This is a genomic window from Ruegeria sp. F12 (genome assembly GCF_056533885.1).
Window position 1 is genome coordinate 120,165 of the sequence record NZ_JBQFOV010000011.1, and the last position, 15,454, is coordinate 135,618.

Annotated in this window: 23 protein-coding genes and 1 tRNA gene; 14 read left to right on the forward strand and 10 right to left on the reverse strand. The window is 58.9% G+C overall.

Annotated elements, in window-relative coordinates; translation table 11 throughout:
- Nucleotides 1-2: 2 nt before the first annotated feature.
- The 9 genes from ACR0CA_RS15135 to ACR0CA_RS15175 form a co-directional block, all read right to left on the reverse strand.
- Complete coding sequence (locus tag ACR0CA_RS15135; protein WP_480899992.1) at nt 3-284, reverse strand: Bbp19 family protein; 282 nt, start codon at nt 282-284, stop codon at nt 3-5.
- Nucleotides 281-1,801, reverse strand: a complete 1,521-nt coding sequence (locus tag ACR0CA_RS15140) for a portal protein (RefSeq protein WP_480899993.1) — start codon at nt 1,799-1,801, stop codon at nt 281-283. Before ACR0CA_RS15140 ends, ACR0CA_RS15135 begins: the two co-directional genes overlap by 4 nt.
- Nucleotides 1,802-1,803: 2 nt before the next feature.
- Nucleotides 1,804-2,094 carry a hypothetical protein gene (locus tag ACR0CA_RS15145; RefSeq protein ID WP_480899995.1) on the reverse strand — a complete coding sequence of 97 codons (291 nt, stop codon included), beginning with the start codon at nt 2,092-2,094 and terminating at the stop codon, nt 1,804-1,806.
- A 107-nt stretch (nt 2,095-2,201) separates the two neighbouring features.
- A complete protein-coding gene (locus ACR0CA_RS15150; RefSeq protein ID WP_480899997.1) occupies nt 2,202-3,746 on the reverse strand; it encodes a hypothetical protein in 1,545 nt (514 codons plus the stop codon).
- Nucleotides 3,747-3,749: 3 nt separating this feature from the next.
- Nucleotides 3,750-3,959, reverse strand: a complete 210-nt coding sequence (locus ACR0CA_RS15155; protein ID WP_480899999.1) for a hypothetical protein — start codon at nt 3,957-3,959, stop codon at nt 3,750-3,752.
- Nucleotides 3,960-3,987: 28 nt separating this feature from the next.
- Nucleotides 3,988-4,386, reverse strand: coding sequence for a hypothetical protein (locus tag ACR0CA_RS15160; RefSeq protein WP_480900001.1), 399 nt, complete (start codon nt 4,384-4,386; stop codon nt 3,988-3,990).
- On the reverse strand, nt 4,383-4,613 hold the full coding sequence (locus tag ACR0CA_RS15165; RefSeq protein ID WP_480900002.1) for a hypothetical protein: 231 nt from the start codon (nt 4,611-4,613) through the stop codon (nt 4,383-4,385). The genes ACR0CA_RS15160 and ACR0CA_RS15165 overlap by 4 nt, the downstream gene beginning before the upstream one ends.
- Nucleotides 4,603-4,830 carry a hypothetical protein gene (locus ACR0CA_RS15170; protein ID WP_480900004.1) on the reverse strand — a complete coding sequence of 76 codons (228 nt, stop codon included), beginning with the start codon at nt 4,828-4,830 and terminating at the stop codon, nt 4,603-4,605. Before ACR0CA_RS15170 ends, ACR0CA_RS15165 begins: the two co-directional genes overlap by 11 nt.
- 144 nt (nt 4,831-4,974) lie before the next feature.
- Entirely contained in the window at nt 4,975-5,475 is a 501-nt protein-coding gene (locus ACR0CA_RS15175) for a hypothetical protein (RefSeq protein WP_480900006.1), read from the reverse strand.
- A gap of 903 nt (nt 5,476-6,378) precedes the next feature.
- On the opposite strand from ACR0CA_RS15175, the gene ACR0CA_RS15180 reads away from it, so the two are divergent.
- From ACR0CA_RS15180 to ACR0CA_RS15245, 14 genes are all read left to right on the forward strand, one after another.
- Nucleotides 6,379-6,570, forward strand: a complete 192-nt coding sequence (locus ACR0CA_RS15180) for a hypothetical protein (protein WP_480900008.1) — start codon at nt 6,379-6,381, stop codon at nt 6,568-6,570.
- Between the two features lie 87 nt (nt 6,571-6,657).
- Nucleotides 6,658-6,912: a hypothetical protein gene (locus tag ACR0CA_RS15185; protein WP_480900010.1), complete on the forward strand. Its 255-nt coding sequence runs from the start codon at nt 6,658-6,660 to the stop codon at nt 6,910-6,912.
- Between the two features lie 100 nt (nt 6,913-7,012).
- Nucleotides 7,013-7,639 (forward strand): hypothetical protein, encoded by a 627-nt coding sequence (locus ACR0CA_RS15190; RefSeq protein ID WP_480900012.1) that lies wholly within the window; start codon nt 7,013-7,015, stop codon nt 7,637-7,639.
- 766 nt (nt 7,640-8,405) lie between these two features.
- Nucleotides 8,406-9,314 (forward strand): ArdC family protein, encoded by a 909-nt coding sequence (locus ACR0CA_RS15195; RefSeq protein WP_480900013.1) that lies wholly within the window; start codon nt 8,406-8,408, stop codon nt 9,312-9,314.
- Nucleotides 9,311-9,472, forward strand: coding sequence for a hypothetical protein (locus ACR0CA_RS15200; RefSeq protein WP_480900014.1), 162 nt, complete (start codon nt 9,311-9,313; stop codon nt 9,470-9,472). The genes ACR0CA_RS15195 and ACR0CA_RS15200 overlap by 4 nt, the downstream gene beginning before the upstream one ends.
- A complete protein-coding gene (locus ACR0CA_RS15205; protein WP_480900016.1) occupies nt 9,459-9,746 on the forward strand; it encodes a hypothetical protein in 288 nt (95 codons plus the stop codon). The genes ACR0CA_RS15200 and ACR0CA_RS15205 overlap by 14 nt, the downstream gene beginning before the upstream one ends.
- Nucleotides 9,731-9,886, forward strand: a complete 156-nt coding sequence (locus ACR0CA_RS15210) for a hypothetical protein (protein ID WP_480900018.1) — start codon at nt 9,731-9,733, stop codon at nt 9,884-9,886. Before ACR0CA_RS15205 ends, ACR0CA_RS15210 begins: the two co-directional genes overlap by 16 nt.
- 2 nt (nt 9,887-9,888) lie before the next feature.
- A complete protein-coding gene (locus tag ACR0CA_RS15215) occupies nt 9,889-10,575 on the forward strand; it encodes a hypothetical protein (protein WP_480900020.1) in 687 nt (228 codons plus the stop codon).
- A 95-nt stretch (nt 10,576-10,670) separates the two neighbouring features.
- Nucleotides 10,671-11,090, forward strand: a complete 420-nt coding sequence (locus ACR0CA_RS15220; RefSeq protein WP_480900022.1) for a hypothetical protein — start codon at nt 10,671-10,673, stop codon at nt 11,088-11,090.
- Nucleotides 11,087-11,356 (forward strand): hypothetical protein, encoded by a 270-nt coding sequence (locus ACR0CA_RS15225; protein WP_480900024.1) that lies wholly within the window; start codon nt 11,087-11,089, stop codon nt 11,354-11,356. Before ACR0CA_RS15220 ends, ACR0CA_RS15225 begins: the two co-directional genes overlap by 4 nt.
- Nucleotides 11,353-11,496 (forward strand): hypothetical protein, encoded by a 144-nt coding sequence (locus tag ACR0CA_RS15230; RefSeq protein ID WP_480900025.1) that lies wholly within the window; start codon nt 11,353-11,355, stop codon nt 11,494-11,496. The genes ACR0CA_RS15225 and ACR0CA_RS15230 overlap by 4 nt, the downstream gene beginning before the upstream one ends.
- The gene (locus ACR0CA_RS15235; protein WP_480900026.1) at nt 11,493-13,280 is read left to right on the forward strand and encodes a ParB/RepB/Spo0J family partition protein; all 1,788 of its coding nucleotides are present in this window, start codon (nt 11,493-11,495) and stop codon (nt 13,278-13,280) included. Before ACR0CA_RS15230 ends, ACR0CA_RS15235 begins: the two co-directional genes overlap by 4 nt.
- A gap of 96 nt (nt 13,281-13,376) precedes the next feature.
- Nucleotides 13,377-13,796 carry a winged helix-turn-helix domain-containing protein gene (locus ACR0CA_RS15240; protein WP_480900028.1) on the forward strand — a complete coding sequence of 140 codons (420 nt, stop codon included), beginning with the start codon at nt 13,377-13,379 and terminating at the stop codon, nt 13,794-13,796.
- Between the two features lie 271 nt (nt 13,797-14,067).
- Nucleotides 14,068-15,162 carry a tyrosine-type recombinase/integrase gene (locus tag ACR0CA_RS15245; protein ID WP_480900030.1) on the forward strand — a complete coding sequence of 365 codons (1,095 nt, stop codon included), beginning with the start codon at nt 14,068-14,070 and terminating at the stop codon, nt 15,160-15,162.
- Nucleotides 15,163-15,244: 82 nt separating this feature from the next.
- Here the strand turns inward: ACR0CA_RS15245 and ACR0CA_RS15250 are convergent.
- Nucleotides 15,245-15,320 (reverse strand) — tRNA-Trp (locus tag ACR0CA_RS15250).
- Between the last annotated feature and the right edge of the window lie 134 nt (nt 15,321-15,454).

The following is a 15,454-nucleotide window of genomic DNA, read 5'->3' on the forward strand; positions in this document are numbered from 1 at the left end:
TCTCACTTTTTGGGTTGGGATTTCAGCCGCGCGTCGAGGATCTGGAACAAGTGTCTCTTGCCCTCGTGATGGCGCAACTCAGCATCCGTGGAACTCGGGGGCACCACGAAATTCACGGTGATGGACCGCAGATAGTCCATCAAAGCCTGTCCATTCGGGCCGGATAGGGCGGCGCGAACGGTCTGGTTGATCTGTTCTTCGGCGTCAGGGCTGCGCATCACGCCGTCGAAACTCGGCTTGTTGGCGCGCTGGCGCATTTCTTCCATTTGCTTGCGGGTGATCACTGGACTGTCCCCTGCGCCTGCGCCTGTGCCAGCATTTCAGCGGATTTGCCGATAAGGTCCTGAATGGTCTTGGCGTCCTTGTAGAGCCGTTCATCCGTGCCGAACCGCTTTTGCAGCCAGGGATGAACCGCCTCGAAGTCATAGGACTGACCGGCAACAAACTGGCCGTGCATCAACGAGCGCATCTGGAAGTCTTGGCTCAGGGCCTGCAACTCGCGCCCATATTGCGCCTGCGCCAGCGGTGACACGGCCCGGAACTTGATCGCGCGCCCATTGTGGACGGGCAGCTGAATGTCGCCGCGCTTTTGCAGGATGTAGAGAACCCGGCGCATATAGGGCACCAGAAACTCAAAATGCACCCGCGCGAAGCCTGCCGACGTGCGATGCGCCAGATCGGCCATGCGCTCGACCACTTCCGTTGCGGTGGCCGGGGTCTTGTTCGGGTCGCTGAGCATGTCGTTGAACAGCGCCTTCTTGATGTTGAGCCGCTGGTCGTTCAGCACCACGTCACGCATGTTGAAATTGCCCGCCGCGCCGTTGATCTGTTCCAGCCCGCGGGTGCCGACCTCTTTGGTCAGGATCGTACCGGGCAGCAGGTTTACATTGTCGGCGTTCACAACCCCATCGTTGTCGGTCTGGTAGATCCCCACGATGGACATGGCCGCGTTTTCCAGCACCAGTTCAACCATCAGGTTCGTGGTGCGGATTGCCGCCAGAGCGTTCAGCAGCGGCCCGCGCCCCCATGCCTCACCGGCTGCGGTCGTCCAGCGGAAAGGAATGAAAGGGGATGACCCCGCCCCGGTCATGGTGCGCTCGACAATGATCTCGTTGTGATCCTTGACCACGACGAAATGCCGGTTCACCTCATCTGCCTGCGACCAGTCGCGGTAGGTGTATTCGATCACCTCCAACTCTTTGTCCTGCTGGTCGCGCACGTCAGCTGCGGATTTCATCGCATTCTCGAAACGCGCATGGGGATAGGTCGCCTCAAGCAAGCTGGCCTTGACCTTGCGGCAGCGGAACGTGCCGCCAATCAGGTCATTGACGCCGCGCTCGACATAGAACTCGGTGATCGGGATCGCCCGATTCATCAGCCCGTGGCTCCGGTGATCCTCGACATTCAGCAGGCCGGTGGAAATGCTCAGGTCCAACAGGCTTTCCGCGCTTTCCTGCGCAAAGTTAGACGCCCAGATTTCCTCGAATGCGTATTCGCAGATTTCCTCCAGGTCGCGGTTGATCGCATCCCGGTCGGACGCCTCCACCTGAGAGGACGCCTCCAGCTTGAGAAACTGCGTGAAGGGCGGGATCAGCCCCGCCTGCATCCGGCTAACGAACTCGGTCACGGCGTTTGCGCCGGTCTCGTCGAAAATGTCATCGGCGCTGTCGCGGATATCGGTCGTGTTGAACCGGGACCGCGCGGGCATGGTCAGCCGGATCGCGTCGTCGAAGATATCTTCGTACCGCAAGCGGTCCTGCTTGGCGGCCTCAAACCGCTGGATGATGCTCTTGACGTCCATGCTTACCCCGCCGCGAAGAAGGAGCGGGGCTCGAAGGCAAAGCCGCCACTGCCAGATCGGCTGGCGGATCGTGACGTGGACCGGGAGTATCTGTCGCGGCGGTCCTGACGGTGCTCGTCATCGGCCGCAGATTTCGAGCGGTTGGCCTCGTCCTTCAGACGCTTGGCCTCCTTCTCGCGCTCGCGCTCACGTCGCTTGGCTTCCTTTTTTCGCTCAATAGCGCCGTGAATACTTGCGCCCGCACCGGCAACAGTGGCGGCGGCTGTGAGGAAAGGAATAACTGGCGGACACATGACAAACCCCAAAATCTGGTTCGATTTCAGGAACGCTGCGCTTCATATTGTGTCAGGTCAACAGCGGTCAGCCGAAGGCGAGCGCAGGCCGCATTGCTTGGCCTGCGTCAACCGTGACGGCCCCGTGACAGGATTTGCGACATGCGCCGCTGTTTGCGGTTCTGCACCCCGCCTCGCGCAAACAGGCTTTGCCTGTGGTTTGCCTGCACCGATTTGTGGCCGCCATTGCCGGATGTGACCAACTTTTTCCCATATCCCATCTTGAGAAGCATATACTGCTCGCCGTCCGAGATGTGCGAATAGATCGACTTTTTGTCGATGGTGTCGCCGTCCTTGAGGTAGCAATAGCCGCCCTTCTTGGCGTTCAGCAAATAGGTGCAGGTGTCGGAGATCACATAGCCGGGCTTGCCATCGACCATCGTGTTCAGCTGCGTTTGCACCGCGCCGATGCGGATCAGCGGGTCGTTCGACCATGCGGGCGTGATATCCAGCCCATGTTTTTTGAAGATCCGAAACGCCGTCATCGCCGCGTCAGTCTGGTTGGGCTGGCGGTCATCGCCGCGCGGGTCGCCCACCATGACAATCCGGTATCCGGGGTAATGCTGGCCGATGTGATGTGACAGCATTTCCGCGAATTGCTCGGTATGGGTGTCGCGCGTCACCAGCTCGTCGATCACCCGCACCTGGCCGCGAATGTCCTGCCCGAAGGCCGCAGCCGGGGTCAGACCAAAATCCACGCCAACAAAGATCGGTTCCGACGGATCAGGCGCAAGCCCGCCTTTGACCACGTGCATTTTCTCGTTGAAGCCCTGATAGACCGGGCGGCCCGAGAAGATACGGCCAATCTCGTTCTGCAACATGTTCTTGATCCAGTCGCGGGTCTGGCCGTGCATGATGTTGCCGTAATAGTCGTCGGTGGTGAACTTGGCGTTTTCGCGGTCCGGGTTCAGATCATATCCGGCCAGCGTGCCATCGGTGTTGAATCGGTCCAGCACGGCGGGCGGCTGGGCGAAGAACTTCCAGTTATCGGGCTTGACCAGCATCAGCCGGTCCTCGTCCGACAGCCAGTCGGGCGGCTCCACATATCCGCCCATGATCGACCACCAGTGCTCCTCGTCGGGCGCGTTGGTGTCCATGATCACGCAGGCGCGGGTCGGTCCGCCATCGACCTGCCGGGGAAAGCGGCCCACGCGGGAAATGGCAGCGGTGACAACCTCGCGGGGCAATTCCCGCGCCTCGTTCAGCCAGATATTGGTGAACTCGAAGGACAGCAGCTTCTTCACATCCTCGGCCCGGTCCAGAGCCAGAAACCAAACCTCCCATTCCAGATTGATCTCGGGAATGGTGATGGTCTGGCGAAACGGCGCACGCCAGCGCACCGGCCCGAAATCTTCTTCCGGCAACCATTCCAGCCATGTTTTCATGGTGGTGGTTTCCAGCTGGGGAGAGGTGTTGCGGATGACGCCCGATCGCACCTTGCGCTTGCCATCCGGGCCCGGCTGTTGCGCCAAGGCCAGCCTGAACATCTCAACCACGCAAGCCACAGACTTTCCAGATCCGATATGGCCCATCAGGGCGCGCACGAAATGGTTGTCTGCCATGAAGTCAGCAAGTGTCTGACCGTCCGGTTCGTAGCTGAAATTCAGGCCCATTCTCTACTCCTTCGGTATTTTCACGCAGGTATAGGCGTATTGAAATTCGGGGCCGTTCGAGAGGTTCTGGACCTCAGCAAGTTCCCGGCCAGCTGCGCGGCACTCGGCCTGCTCGACATAGACCCCATGATAGAAGGGCTGGACATATTCGCCCTGCGCTTCTTTGAAATCGGCGGTGTAAGGTGCGGTGAGGATAAGGACGAGGTGCCACATGGGGGTTCTCCGTTGGGTTGAAACGGCGTCAACGTACACCCTTCCGCCGCGCCTGCAAGCGCACCCGCTCCAATTCCCGCTTTTGCTCTGCCGTCATCAGCTTGTTGATCTTGCGCGGGGCCCCGCGCCGCACCTCATAGCGACGATCCGACAGCACCCGCACCCAATACCCATCGAGGTCGAAGAACCCGCCGGCCACCTTGAACAAGCACCCGCGCGGCTCCCGTTCCAGGACGCGGGCATTGGTCAGCCCGACCTTGCCCTTGCCCTCCAACGTCTGCGCAGGCTTGCGATGATCGGGGATCATGTCGTCAGCCTCGATCCGGGCCGCCAGTGCCCGGTCGCCCCGATGGGCCGGTGTCTTGGGCGGTGTATACGCGGGCTGGATGGGCTGCGAAGGGGATGAGGCTTTCTTGAAGAAGGTCACGCCTCAGCCTCCACCGTCACCGTGAACGTCCCGTGATCGTTCGACGCCGCCCAGCACAGGCGCGGCACCTTGCCGGGGTTCTGGGTCATCCACCGCTCCACCATCGCCCGCACCCGGTACGACGCCATTTCCGCTTCCAAATCCGCCAGCGGCGACACCTTCCCTAGCAACCTCACGTCCTCCGGCCACTCCCACCTTGAACTCATCTTCAACTGACTATCCGGCATCGCGCAGCCACCCATCCATCGTGATCTGTTGCGCCTTGATCAGCCCCTCGGATCTCGCCTTTTCAAACGCCGTGTCTCTGCGGGCTCTTGCTTGGGAACGATGGTCGCCACAGGCCCAGAGCGTCCCGCGATACTTCTCAGGTATGTCCTTGGCCGCGCCTGGGAACCGAAACCCAAACGCCGCCGCACATCCGCATTCAAAGCACTTGTGGTTCATGCGGTGTGTCCTTTTTGCCACTCGAACTTCTGGGGGTCCTGCATTTTGTCAGGGGTGGTCGGGTCGCCTCCGTATGGCCCGCGCAGTTTTTCCCCTGCCCCCCTCCGGCCATTGCCACGCGAAAAAAACCTGCTGGAAAAGGTCTCACTCATGCTCGATGGTCACGTCTTTTGGCTCTGCTGATCCACTCAGGCTGATGTTGATGCTCACCTCACGCCCGCCACCTGTGGCTGGACTACTCGGGCTTGCCTCCACCTCTGCCTCAATGCGCGCTATGTCCAATAGCTTGGCTGCTGCCAGCTGCCGCACGTTCTCGCTCTTGGCTGATTGCGCCAGCTTGATCGTCTGCATCAAGCCAATCTTGCCCGCTCGAACGGTGTAGGATGTAAGCCTTGCTCGAACCGCTCGTTGCCCAGTATCGCTATTGAGGAACCGCCAGACGGCTGCTTTGTCGCTGTATTGCGCGAGTTTTGCGATCTGAGCGTTATTGAGCTCTGTGAGTGCGCTCAGTGTAGCCGCGACGTTCTGTTGCGCGGTTAGCTCTGTGCCATCTGGAAGCGTTGCGCCTCCGATTGCGTCGAGGTCGATGCTGGCTTCTTCGAGCGCTTTATCGAGGTCGGTGAGTGTGGCTGGTGTATTGTCCATGCTTCAAGCGCTGCGCTTGTTTTGCGATCATGGCAAGCCTTACTCGGACTGGATCGTCGTCGTGGTCCACGTCGTCGTTCCTGTCCTATGGATGAAGGTTTCCGCGTAGCTTGAGGGCCCGCTGGGCACATGCTCGATGATGATGAGCTTGCCCCTAAGTCCCCATCTTTCCGCGCTTCGTCGCCGAACCTGTCAATTAGGCAATATTGCAACACTGCCGCAAGGCATTGAATTGATTGCAAAGAAAGTTGGGCGATGCCCGCGTGGCGGGCCGGGCTACTCAGGCTAAAGCCCCGAGCCAACAAGTTGTCTCGGCCATTCGGTGAGTATCCCTATCGCGGGTCAGTTCTCCATCACCCACGTCTGCACAAGCTGCTTGCTTAGAAGATGGCTGAACCGGGCCATTGAGGCCCGCCCCATCCAGACCCGTCGACTTGGGACACACTGATCAACCGTCGGTGTCACAAATGGCCTCGTCGGGGACATGGCTTTTCTAGGTGCTGGTCCGGCCTCCGCTTCCGACTTTTGCAAGCAAAAGCTCGTCCACTACAGCCTGACCAGACCAAGAAGCCAGTCCCACTCCGTCGGCCATGTACCCCCCACCACACACACATGAGGGCGGAAGGATAATTGCATTAAGCCTGCCAATTCGCGCCGCCTCAAGGATCGCCGCCGAACCAATCTTTTTCCGACGCTCATCGAGCGTGGTTAGGTCGGTCCTGTTTCCTGAGACCAGGCTGCAATCGACCCTTCCTCGCAAGAAAAAGATTGCCCCGACGACGCCCAGCAGAGCTGGCGCTTCGCGTCCTTGACCCGACACGAATTGATAGCCGGGTGTCAGCATCTTCCGCGCCCCTGTGCGGTGTCGGAGGACCAAGCAAAAAAACCAAAAGGAAGCTGAAAATGACCATCCACGTGAACACCTTCACTGCCGTAGCCGTCCACCTGTCGGACCGCGATCTGGACGACATGCTGCCGATCACGGACAGCCTTATCGACTACGACGACGATTTCAACGCGCCGATTCTGCCCCAGACAGGCGGGCTCATTGGCAAGCCGGTCAGCCTGCAACTCGATGACGAGGTGCTGTTCTGATGACCGATCTCTACACATTGGTGGCCCTGTTCTGGGCCGCCCTTGCCGCCCACCAAATTCACAAAGCCCTGAAGTAAGGACAAGGCCATGACGAGTAACGAGTACAGTGCGATATTGCACGCAATGGAGATGAACGGGGATCTGATCGAAGAGATCGAGATCGAGGTCAAGCTGCTGGACGACCAGCTGAAGGTGTTGCGCAAGGACCTGCGCACCGCCCGCATGACCAACCGGCTGTTGGCCGCCCGTGTGTGGTCTCATGACCGCAAGGTCGGCGCCCAAGGTGCGATCCAGAAGGTTCGCGCCAAGATGCCGAAACTCCGCTTCAAGATCGAGCGTTAGAAGGGCGGGGCATAAGCCCCGCATAACTAAAAAACGAGAATAGGGTGCTGGGCACTCAAAAAAGAAAATCACAAAACACAAGCTGAAAAGGAAATACCCAATGGCTGACGCAATGACAAAAGCTGAAATCGAAGCGCTGGTGAAGTTCAAGGCAGAGCAAGACGCTGCTGCGGAACAGGAACGCCTCGCCAGCCGCTCGCTGGAACAGGTGTTCCTCGACGAGTTCACCGCCATCACCGAGGGTGAGAAATCCCCGATGCACATCATGGAGGCGCTGGCGACAGTCGCGGCATTCTTCCATGACGACGACCCGGAACTGACCTTCGACGCCACGGACGTGCCCGAGGGTAAGGAGTTCTTGGCGCATCCGAACATCGCCCAATACAATCAGGGCGGCGTGATGGGCAACCTGTGCTATCAGGCCGACATGATGCGCCAGCGCGAAACCAAGCGGTTCCACTGGCTGCGTCAGAACGCGGCCAACAAGCGCCACGCCTACGCGGGCGGTGAGATCGACACGCACGAACTGGAGTTCGCCGAAAAGGAATACGGCCGCTGCAAGGTCGTCACCCGGCCCATCGCCGAGGATTGGGAGAAGGCAGTCAAAACCGCCTATCTCGTCCAGACCGGTCAGGAATGGACCAAGCCGGTCAAGCGGGACACATCCGCAACCACCGAGGACTTGGATAGCCGGTTCGCGCACAGCAAGTCGCGCTCGCGCCTGTAACCCTCAACCGCAACGCTGCCCCTTCCGGTTCGCCGGAGGGGGCTTTCACCGTTTCACCTGATGCGTAGGAGGCATCGAAAATGGATAGCGCAATCGCCCGGCTTTTTGGTATCATCGTGAAGTTCGACGGGGCTAGTTACCTGTGGCACCCGGAGAAGGGCTCATACCAGCTGCTGAGCGATTGACCCGGCGTCCACGAGTAGCGCCGCAAACGAACAATAATCCTGATTATGTTAAAGACCTGATTGAATGAAATCAGTGACTTAGACGAATTTCGCGTGTTCGCCAAAAACCGCGAAATATTATTACTCAAGCCGAAATGGTAAAATGTGCTTTGTTATCAGTATCTTGAGTAAGGGAGGGTCAGAAATGGCCCTCCCCCATCCCCTAAAATCGGAGGACCGAAATGAAGTTCGATTAGACGCATAGCGGTGAAAGTCCGCGCGGGCGTCGTGCCCATTAGATTTTCGCTGATTTTATCAGTCAGACTAGAGCCGAGAGGCTGGCCCAAGTGACCCTGAACAAATGCGCTCCCCCTGCATAGCTGACGGGCACAGACGACACATCGACGACTGCACGTCGCTAAGTGCAACGCGGCAGGACCCCGCGCAACAAATCGCTCCCAGGGCTGAGGGACAGACGCCCACCTCATTCTCCCCATGATTGACGTGATCGCAAAACAAGCGAACACATGGAATCACCCCCTGCGAGCGCACGCCCACCAGAGGCACCAAACAGCGCCGCATAGCTGAAAAAGGAATGCCCAATGGCTCAACGAAAAGGGCTGTCGATCTGCGACCTTGAGAAACAGGTCGCGGAACAGATCATCGACCTGATGAAAACCAAGGGTCTGTCTTGGACCCAAGCATGGCAGCGCCCCCGCCCCGCCTGCAACGGCATCACCGGCCATGTCTATCGCGGCACCAATGTGCTGACCACATGGCTCTGGCTGATGTGCAACGACAAATCCGACCCCCGGTTCATCGCGCGCTCTGCCCTGTTCAACAAAGACCCCGAACAACGGGTCGGCAAACTGCGCAAAGGCGAAAAGGGCATCCCCATTGTCTTTTACAAGACCGTGGAGAAAACGGACGAGAACGGCGACGAGGGCCGCTATCGCTTCGCCCGTGTTCACTGGGTCTGGCACGTGTCCCAGATCGACGATCTGGACGAGGCCAAACTGGTGGAACCCGCCAAGGACCCGGCCCCCGAGAACGAGATCGAGCGGATCATCGCCGTGGACGAGTGGATCCGCAACACAAAGGCCAAGGTGCGCCATGAAGAAGCCCGCGCCTACTACCACCCCTGCGCCGACTACATCAACATGCCGAAGCCTGACACCTTCTATACCACCGAGGGCTATTACGGCGTTCTGCTGCACGAGCTGACGCACTGGACCGGCGCGGATACCCGGCTCGACCGCAAAATCAAAAACCAGTTCGGCGACCATGACTATGCGTTCGAGGAACTGGTGGCCGAGATCGGCTCCGTCATGCTGGGCACCGAGCACGGCATCCAGATCGGGCCGCGCGAGGACAATGCCGCCTACATCAAGTCGTGGATGAAGCGCCTGGGAGAAGAACCCCGGCTGATCTTCGACGCGGCGCGCAAGGCATCCGCCGCCGTGGACTTTCTCAACAACCTACAACCTGCCGAGCAGAAGGAGGCCGCATGACCCGCGCTGAACGCGAAGAACGCAAGCGCCTCATCCGCGAGGGTGAGCGCCGCAACGCCATCATCGGCCTCTATGAAGCCCAGCCGCAGATGATCGCGGCCAAGCTGCAAGAGGTTGCCGACGAAAACCAGTGGGAGAGTGACGATGCCCTATCTTGAAAACGGAACCGGCTTTCGCAACCGCGACACATCCGCCGCCGCAGCTGCTGCGATCGCGCCCAAGTCCGGCACGATCAAGGCCCGCGTTCTCGCCGAATATCACGCCCACCCCTTCCCGCTCACAGCGGATGAAGTGGCAAAGCGCCTCGATCTTGAGTTCATTTCCGTGCGCCCCCGCGTCACCGAACTGGGCAATGACGGGCTGCTGAAAGACAGCGGCGCGCGCAAGATCGGCCGCTTCGGCAAGGAACAGATCGCATGGGAGATCGCTTGAACACCATGCGCGGCATGGCGGTGCTGATCATCGCCTTGCGGACAGGGCGCGTCATGATCCCGCCCTTCCCCAAACACATCGAACTGGCCGTAAAGGCCCTGACGGAACGACTAAAAACCCAAGAAAAAGGGAAACGCTGAAAATGTTCTCACTTCGCACTGACCTGCTGATGGCCGTGGCCGAGGCCCGCTCGAATGAAGAAACCCGCTACTATCTGAACGGCGTCTTTGTCACGCCCCGCATCGACGAAAAAACCGGCTATGGCGCTCTGATGGTGGCAACTGACGGCCACATGATGCTTGTCGGTTACGACCGCTGGGGCAATGCCCCGCGCGACGCCATCTTGTCCTTGGACTTCAAGGCCAAATCCCTGAAAAAGATCGGACGCGAAATTGGCTTTCGTCGGTTGATTGTGGAAGAGATCAGCCCTTCACGCCCCGCTGTGGCCGAAGTGTGGAGCGGACAGGTCAAAGCCGCTTTGAAATCCCGGGAAACAGATGTCGAGTATCTACTGGCGCGCGAAATTCCGGGCGACTTCCCCGACTGGCGGTGCGTCGTCCCAAGCCCTGCCGCTGAAAGTTCAGGTGGCGCAGACTATGGTTGGGGTAGCAGCCTAATGTCGCGCACCACAAAAGCGTTCAAAACGCTTGGGGCTATTGGCCAGCACCTGTCCTTCAATCAGAACTCGCCCAATGATCCCGCTCTTGTTCAACACCCAGACGCCAGGGATGAACTGCTTGCCGTTTTGATGCCCCTGCGGATCGACCTCATGAACAAAGCATCCCGACCCGACTGGATCGAAAAACCCGTCGCCTTGGCAGCGGAATGACCTGCCGCGACTGCAATGACACTCAAATGGTCAGGGACGCAGACGGGTGGACCACCTGCATGTGCGTGCCCTGGCAACACTTTCGGAGAATGAACATGGCAAAATCCATCGCTGAAATTCAAGACGAGCTGACACAAGTGAAACAATCCATTTCGGATTTGGGCTATATCCGCCCGATCGCGTATCTTCAGGTGCACCCCCGTGGAGACCGGTTCGGGTCCTTCGTCCACGGCTCTATCGAAAACGATTTTGAAACCACCATGGGGTCACACCTCTATGCGGACAGCGTTGAGGACCTGCTGGACAAGATCAAAGCGTATGTCTCGGATATGCCGGATCAGAACGCGGCGGTTGTCGCGAACTTCCAGAAGTCTGTCGCGCAACTGTTGGAGCGCGCGAAAGACCTTGGTCTTGAGCACAAGCCTATCGAGGCCGCAATCAACCCCCTCACAGATCTGATGAAAGCCCTGTCGGAAAACATCATCACCGACCAGAGCGCCGTGGCCGCAGAATGACCGACAAAGTTTGGCTCTTGGAGCGCACCGAAGAAGCCGGTCAGTGTACCGGCTTCCCATCCGAAACCAAGGTTCTCGCAATCTTCACGAAGAAACCGGACTTGAAAACAGTTGCCCCAATGATGGGCTCCTGTTTGAGCGGCGATATGGGCGAGGCAATCGGTCAAGTCGCAACGCTGATTGACAAAGGCTCCATCGAAATTCGCTGGGATTTGTCGTTCGAGCTTTACCAAGTCCCCTTAAATTCGAGGCTAAAAAGCGAATGAGCGGTCACTGGAAGCACCCGCCCAAGCGCCGCAAATGGCTCGAACGCAATCTGCACAACATCATTGATGCCGCCCTGATCATGGTCCTGATCATGATCTGGGTTGGCTATCTCATCGCAATCAAGGATCTAGGTCTATGAACGCTGAATTTCGCCCCCTGAACGCAACCCAACTGCTGATCGACGAACTGGAGATCGCCCCCGAAAACCCGCGCTCCGATGAAACCGTGGACGCTCTGGCCGTCGCTCATCTGGCCGACAGCATCGAGGCCATTGGCGTCCTGACGCCCCTGATCGCCTACGGCAAAGACGACAAGTGGTTCGTGACCGCTGGCGGTCGTCGTCTGCGCGCCATTCGCCTGCTGGACGAAGAGGGCCGCTGGGATGCGAACAACAAAATCCCGGTCACGGTCATGGAGTATGAGGCCGCGATTGACGCCGGTGACGCCGAGCAGCTGACGCACCAGATCATGTCCGATCTGGACACGATCAAGGTGTTTGCGCGCCCCGAATACGCCAAATACACCGATCAACAGCTTGGCGCTCTGGTCGGTCGGTCGACCAAATACGTCACCCAGCGCCGCGCCATTCTGGGCCTGCCTCAAGAGGCCATCGACGCGCTTTACGCGACCGAGATCACGGTCAGTCAGGCGGCGGGCCTGACCTACTGGGTCGATGACCCAGACGGGTTCGCCGAAGCGTTGGGCGACTGCAAAAGCAACCGCCACTACGATGGCGACGATCTGCGCCGAGACTTCGAGCGCCGCTGTTCGGCATGGTCGAAAAGCCTCCCCGCGACATTGGTCACGCAGGACGAATACCGCGAGGCCGGCGGCAAGCTGCAAGGCGACCTCTTTGCCGAGGACCAGTTCATTCTGAGCCCCGAGGTGTTGGACCGGCTGGCCCGCGCCAAGGCCCAGACCATCGTGGAGGAACGCTTCCCCAACGCGGTCGCGGTCGTGCATGTGGACAAGCTGCCCGACAATTACCGCACCCACCCCGGCGTCTCTCAGATGACCGCCGAGGAAGATGCGGAGTGGGACGAAATCGGATATGATTTCTACACATGGCGCAGCGCCGAGGACTATCAGGAACAATTCGAGGCCATCGAAGATCCTGATGAACAAGCGCAGCAGAAACAGCTCTATGCTCGCTGGCAGGAACTGCGCGAGAAGGCGAAGCCGGTCTATCCCGACAATCTCGCATCGCTTCTGATCGTGGCCTATGAGTTGCGCACCTGGGGCGATGATCCGATCCGCGTCATCGAGCACATCATCCCCGATACGACGCTGGAGCGTGAGGCTCTGATCGACCGCGGCTATATGGAGCGCCCGGCGCCCACAGACGCCGTTGAACCTGACGCCCCGGCTGAACCCGAAGCGCCGCAAATCTCGGCCGCACTGGAGCAGCGGATCAAACGCATCAAGGCCCATTGCGTCCGGCAGGACTATATGAAGCGGCCCAATGATGTGTTCGAGGAGTTTCTGGTGCACATCGCGGTTCCGTCCTACTTCGAAAGCCATTTCTCGTACCGGCCCGAGCCGACCGAGCATCTGGGCACGGGCGACCCCGCGCCGATCTTCGGGTCCGCATGGCAAAAGGCGGAAGAACTGGATGCCAGAGACGAGGACGCCCTGCGCGCCCTGAAACCTGCCGAGCAACGCACGGTGCTGGCGATGCGCATTCTGAACTGCCTGCGCTCGACCCACCTGCCCATGCAGGTCACGCCCGCACTGTTGCGTGAATACGTCGCTCTGGACGCTGACTTTTTTAAGTCATACAAAATAGCAGGGATGACTAAAATGCTTGCGCATATTACAGGCGAAGAACCGGACAGCTTTGCCAACCAGAAAGCAACAGGACTGGCCGACACTCTCGAAAGACTCTTCTCCGAAAACAAAGATTGGTTGCCGCTCGGCTTCTGACCAGTTAGGGTCACAACCCGTCACATTGGGTTGTGACATTTTCAGCTTACTGGCGGGCCCTAGTGGTCCGCCCTTTTTGCTGAAGGGGTTATCCCCATGTTCCCCGAGAAAATCTCACCCGGCCAGCTGGCCGAGCTGTTACGACGCGTCAATCTCGTGATGGACGCCTTGAAAATGTCCAGGGTGGCCGTTAATTCCATTGGTGCATTTGTCGAACATCCCGGCCCTTGGTCGGCGTCCGCCCTGTCCGAATATATCGGCGTTCGTCGTCCAACGCTTCTGCGCCATCTGGCCAGATATGAAAAAAAGGGACTGGTCCAACATGACGCCGATGGCTGGCGGACAACTGATCTCGGTCAGGACATGGCTCATGCGTTCTTCCTAGAGTTGTACGACCTGACGTTAGGTAAACGAGATTCGTTTAGCGCGGAATATATTGCGATATTTGCATCCGTAACGGATGCAGACCTCACCCAAGCACGGCAGAAAACCTTTAATTTTCCGCCGTTTAAGTAAGGGTGTCCAAAATGGACACCCTCATGCTTGCCTTTGAAGTGTCACAGTGATTTTCAGCCAAAAAAAAGAAGGCTGAAAATGAAAACGACCACACTTAGAACAATCGTGACTCAACTTGTGTCTGCGATTGACCTCTCGTCTGCGACCCATCTCACAGAAATTGTTTTTGAAGGCGAAGCTGTCTACCTTCGAACAAATCACGCGGGCGCATCCCCGGATTGCCCCGCATCTGCAACCAGTGAGGACCCCGTAAGCCAATGGCTCGCAGCCAATGACCCGGATGCCGGTTAAAGGCATTCACCGCGTTAAAAAGCCCCTCGCCTCCGGTCAGGTGGTGCGTCACCACTACGCCTGGCGCGGGGGGCCTCGGTTCTGGTCGTCCACCGACGGCTGCACAGAAGGGTCCGCCGATTACTGGGCGGCCTACCGGGACGCCTGCGCCGCGCGAGATCGCTCAACCGGCACGTTCCGGCAGGTGATCCGCGCCTTTCTCGACAGTCGCGAGTTTGCCAAGCTGGCCGCGCGCACCAAGCGCGACTATCAGGGCAGCATCTATCACAAGGACGGGATCGACGCGCGATTCGGTGATGCGCCCCTGGGCGTGTTCAACGACGCCTCGATCCGCAAGATCGTCTATGCGTGGCGCGACGGGTTCAAATCCGACCGGGTGGCCGACGCGCGCAAAACCCATTTGGTCAGCATCGTCAACTGGGCGGTGGACAAGTCACACCTCAAGGTCAACCACCTTGCAGGCATGAACAACCTCTACACGTCCGACCGATCCGAGATCATCTGGACGCCCGAGGAAATCGACCTGTTCCTCGATGGCGGTGAGATCGAGCGCGGCGGGGATCTGGTTCAGATTGCCCGCGCGCCAGACTGGCTGCGGCGTCTGTTCAACGCGGCACTGGAAACTGGCCTGAGACCCGGAGATCTGATGATCCTGTCCAAGAGCCACATCCAGCACACCAAGGAAGGCCGTCGCATCTTCATTCGCACCGCGAAGCGCAAACGGCTCGTCTCGGTGCCTGTAACGCCGGGCATGGGCGAGATCATCGACGCCACGCCCAAAGACCGCCTGCGCCTCCTTCTGGGCGGCGATGGCAAGCCCTATAAATCCGTGGGCTCACTCGGTCAGGCCATCAGCCGACGCCGGGATGAGTGCGGCATACGTAAGGAGTTACGCCTACCCGATACACGCGGCACCGCCGCAACCCGGCTTTACCGCGCCGACGCCACGCTGCGCGAGATTTCCGCCCATATGGGATGGAGTGTCGCACACACGGCAAAAATGATCGAAACCTACGTCATGATGTCCGCCGATGCGTCGGACAGCCTGCTTATCAAATTGTCCCGTGATGGATAGAATCGGGAACAAAACTGTAAACCGAGGTGTAAACCGCGTCACCCGGTCGAAAAAAATTAGCCGCTAAGTCATTGATTTTAAATGGCAGGGGCAGCAGGGTTCGAACCCGCGACCTACGGTTTTGGAGACCGTCGCTCTACCAACTGAGCTATACCCCTAAGGTGGGCATCAGATATGCCAGCCGCGCGGCGGACTCAAGAGGCTTTTTCAGATTCCGCCGCTCTAAACCCATGCGACAAACAAGTTGCGCATGGCGTTGAGTTCTATAAGACACAATTTGCTTGGCAGAAGG

Excerpts from the sequence above, each read along its gene's own strand:
- ACR0CA_RS15140 (WP_480899993.1), bottom strand. The coding sequence starts at position 1,801 with ATGGACGTCAAGAGCATCATCCAGCGGTTTGAGGCCGCCAAGCAGGAC.
- ACR0CA_RS15145 (WP_480899995.1), bottom strand. The coding sequence starts at position 2,094 with ATGTGTCCGCCAGTTATTCCTTTCCTCACAGCCGCCGCCACTGTTGCC.
- ACR0CA_RS15150 (WP_480899997.1), bottom strand. The coding sequence starts at position 3,746 with ATGGGCCTGAATTTCAGCTACGAACCGGACGGTCAGACACTTGCTGAC.
- ACR0CA_RS15155 (WP_480899999.1), bottom strand. The coding sequence starts at position 3,959 with ATGTGGCACCTCGTCCTTATCCTCACCGCACCTTACACCGCCGATTTC.
- ACR0CA_RS15165 (WP_480900002.1), bottom strand. The coding sequence starts at position 4,613 with ATGCCGGATAGTCAGTTGAAGATGAGTTCAAGGTGGGAGTGGCCGGAG.
- ACR0CA_RS15170 (WP_480900004.1), bottom strand. The coding sequence starts at position 4,830 with ATGAACCACAAGTGCTTTGAATGCGGATGTGCGGCGGCGTTTGGGTTT.
- ACR0CA_RS15175 (WP_480900006.1), bottom strand. The coding sequence starts at position 5,475 with ATGGACAATACACCAGCCACACTCACCGACCTCGATAAAGCGCTCGAA.
- ACR0CA_RS15180 (WP_480900008.1), top strand. The coding sequence starts at position 6,379 with ATGACCATCCACGTGAACACCTTCACTGCCGTAGCCGTCCACCTGTCG.
- ACR0CA_RS15185 (WP_480900010.1), top strand. The coding sequence starts at position 6,658 with ATGACGAGTAACGAGTACAGTGCGATATTGCACGCAATGGAGATGAAC.
- ACR0CA_RS15190 (WP_480900012.1), top strand. The coding sequence starts at position 7,013 with ATGGCTGACGCAATGACAAAAGCTGAAATCGAAGCGCTGGTGAAGTTC.
- ACR0CA_RS15195 (WP_480900013.1), top strand. The coding sequence starts at position 8,406 with ATGGCTCAACGAAAAGGGCTGTCGATCTGCGACCTTGAGAAACAGGTC.
- ACR0CA_RS15200 (WP_480900014.1), top strand. The coding sequence starts at position 9,311 with ATGACCCGCGCTGAACGCGAAGAACGCAAGCGCCTCATCCGCGAGGGT.
- ACR0CA_RS15205 (WP_480900016.1), top strand. The coding sequence starts at position 9,459 with ATGCCCTATCTTGAAAACGGAACCGGCTTTCGCAACCGCGACACATCC.
- ACR0CA_RS15210 (WP_480900018.1), top strand. The coding sequence starts at position 9,731 with ATGGGAGATCGCTTGAACACCATGCGCGGCATGGCGGTGCTGATCATC.
- ACR0CA_RS15215 (WP_480900020.1), top strand. The coding sequence starts at position 9,889 with ATGTTCTCACTTCGCACTGACCTGCTGATGGCCGTGGCCGAGGCCCGC.
- ACR0CA_RS15220 (WP_480900022.1), top strand. The coding sequence starts at position 10,671 with ATGGCAAAATCCATCGCTGAAATTCAAGACGAGCTGACACAAGTGAAA.
- ACR0CA_RS15225 (WP_480900024.1), top strand. The coding sequence starts at position 11,087 with ATGACCGACAAAGTTTGGCTCTTGGAGCGCACCGAAGAAGCCGGTCAG.
- ACR0CA_RS15230 (WP_480900025.1), top strand. The coding sequence starts at position 11,353 with ATGAGCGGTCACTGGAAGCACCCGCCCAAGCGCCGCAAATGGCTCGAA.
- ACR0CA_RS15235 (WP_480900026.1), top strand. The coding sequence starts at position 11,493 with ATGAACGCTGAATTTCGCCCCCTGAACGCAACCCAACTGCTGATCGAC.
- ACR0CA_RS15240 (WP_480900028.1), top strand. The coding sequence starts at position 13,377 with ATGTTCCCCGAGAAAATCTCACCCGGCCAGCTGGCCGAGCTGTTACGA.
- ACR0CA_RS15245 (WP_480900030.1), top strand. The coding sequence starts at position 14,068 with ATGACCCGGATGCCGGTTAAAGGCATTCACCGCGTTAAAAAGCCCCTC.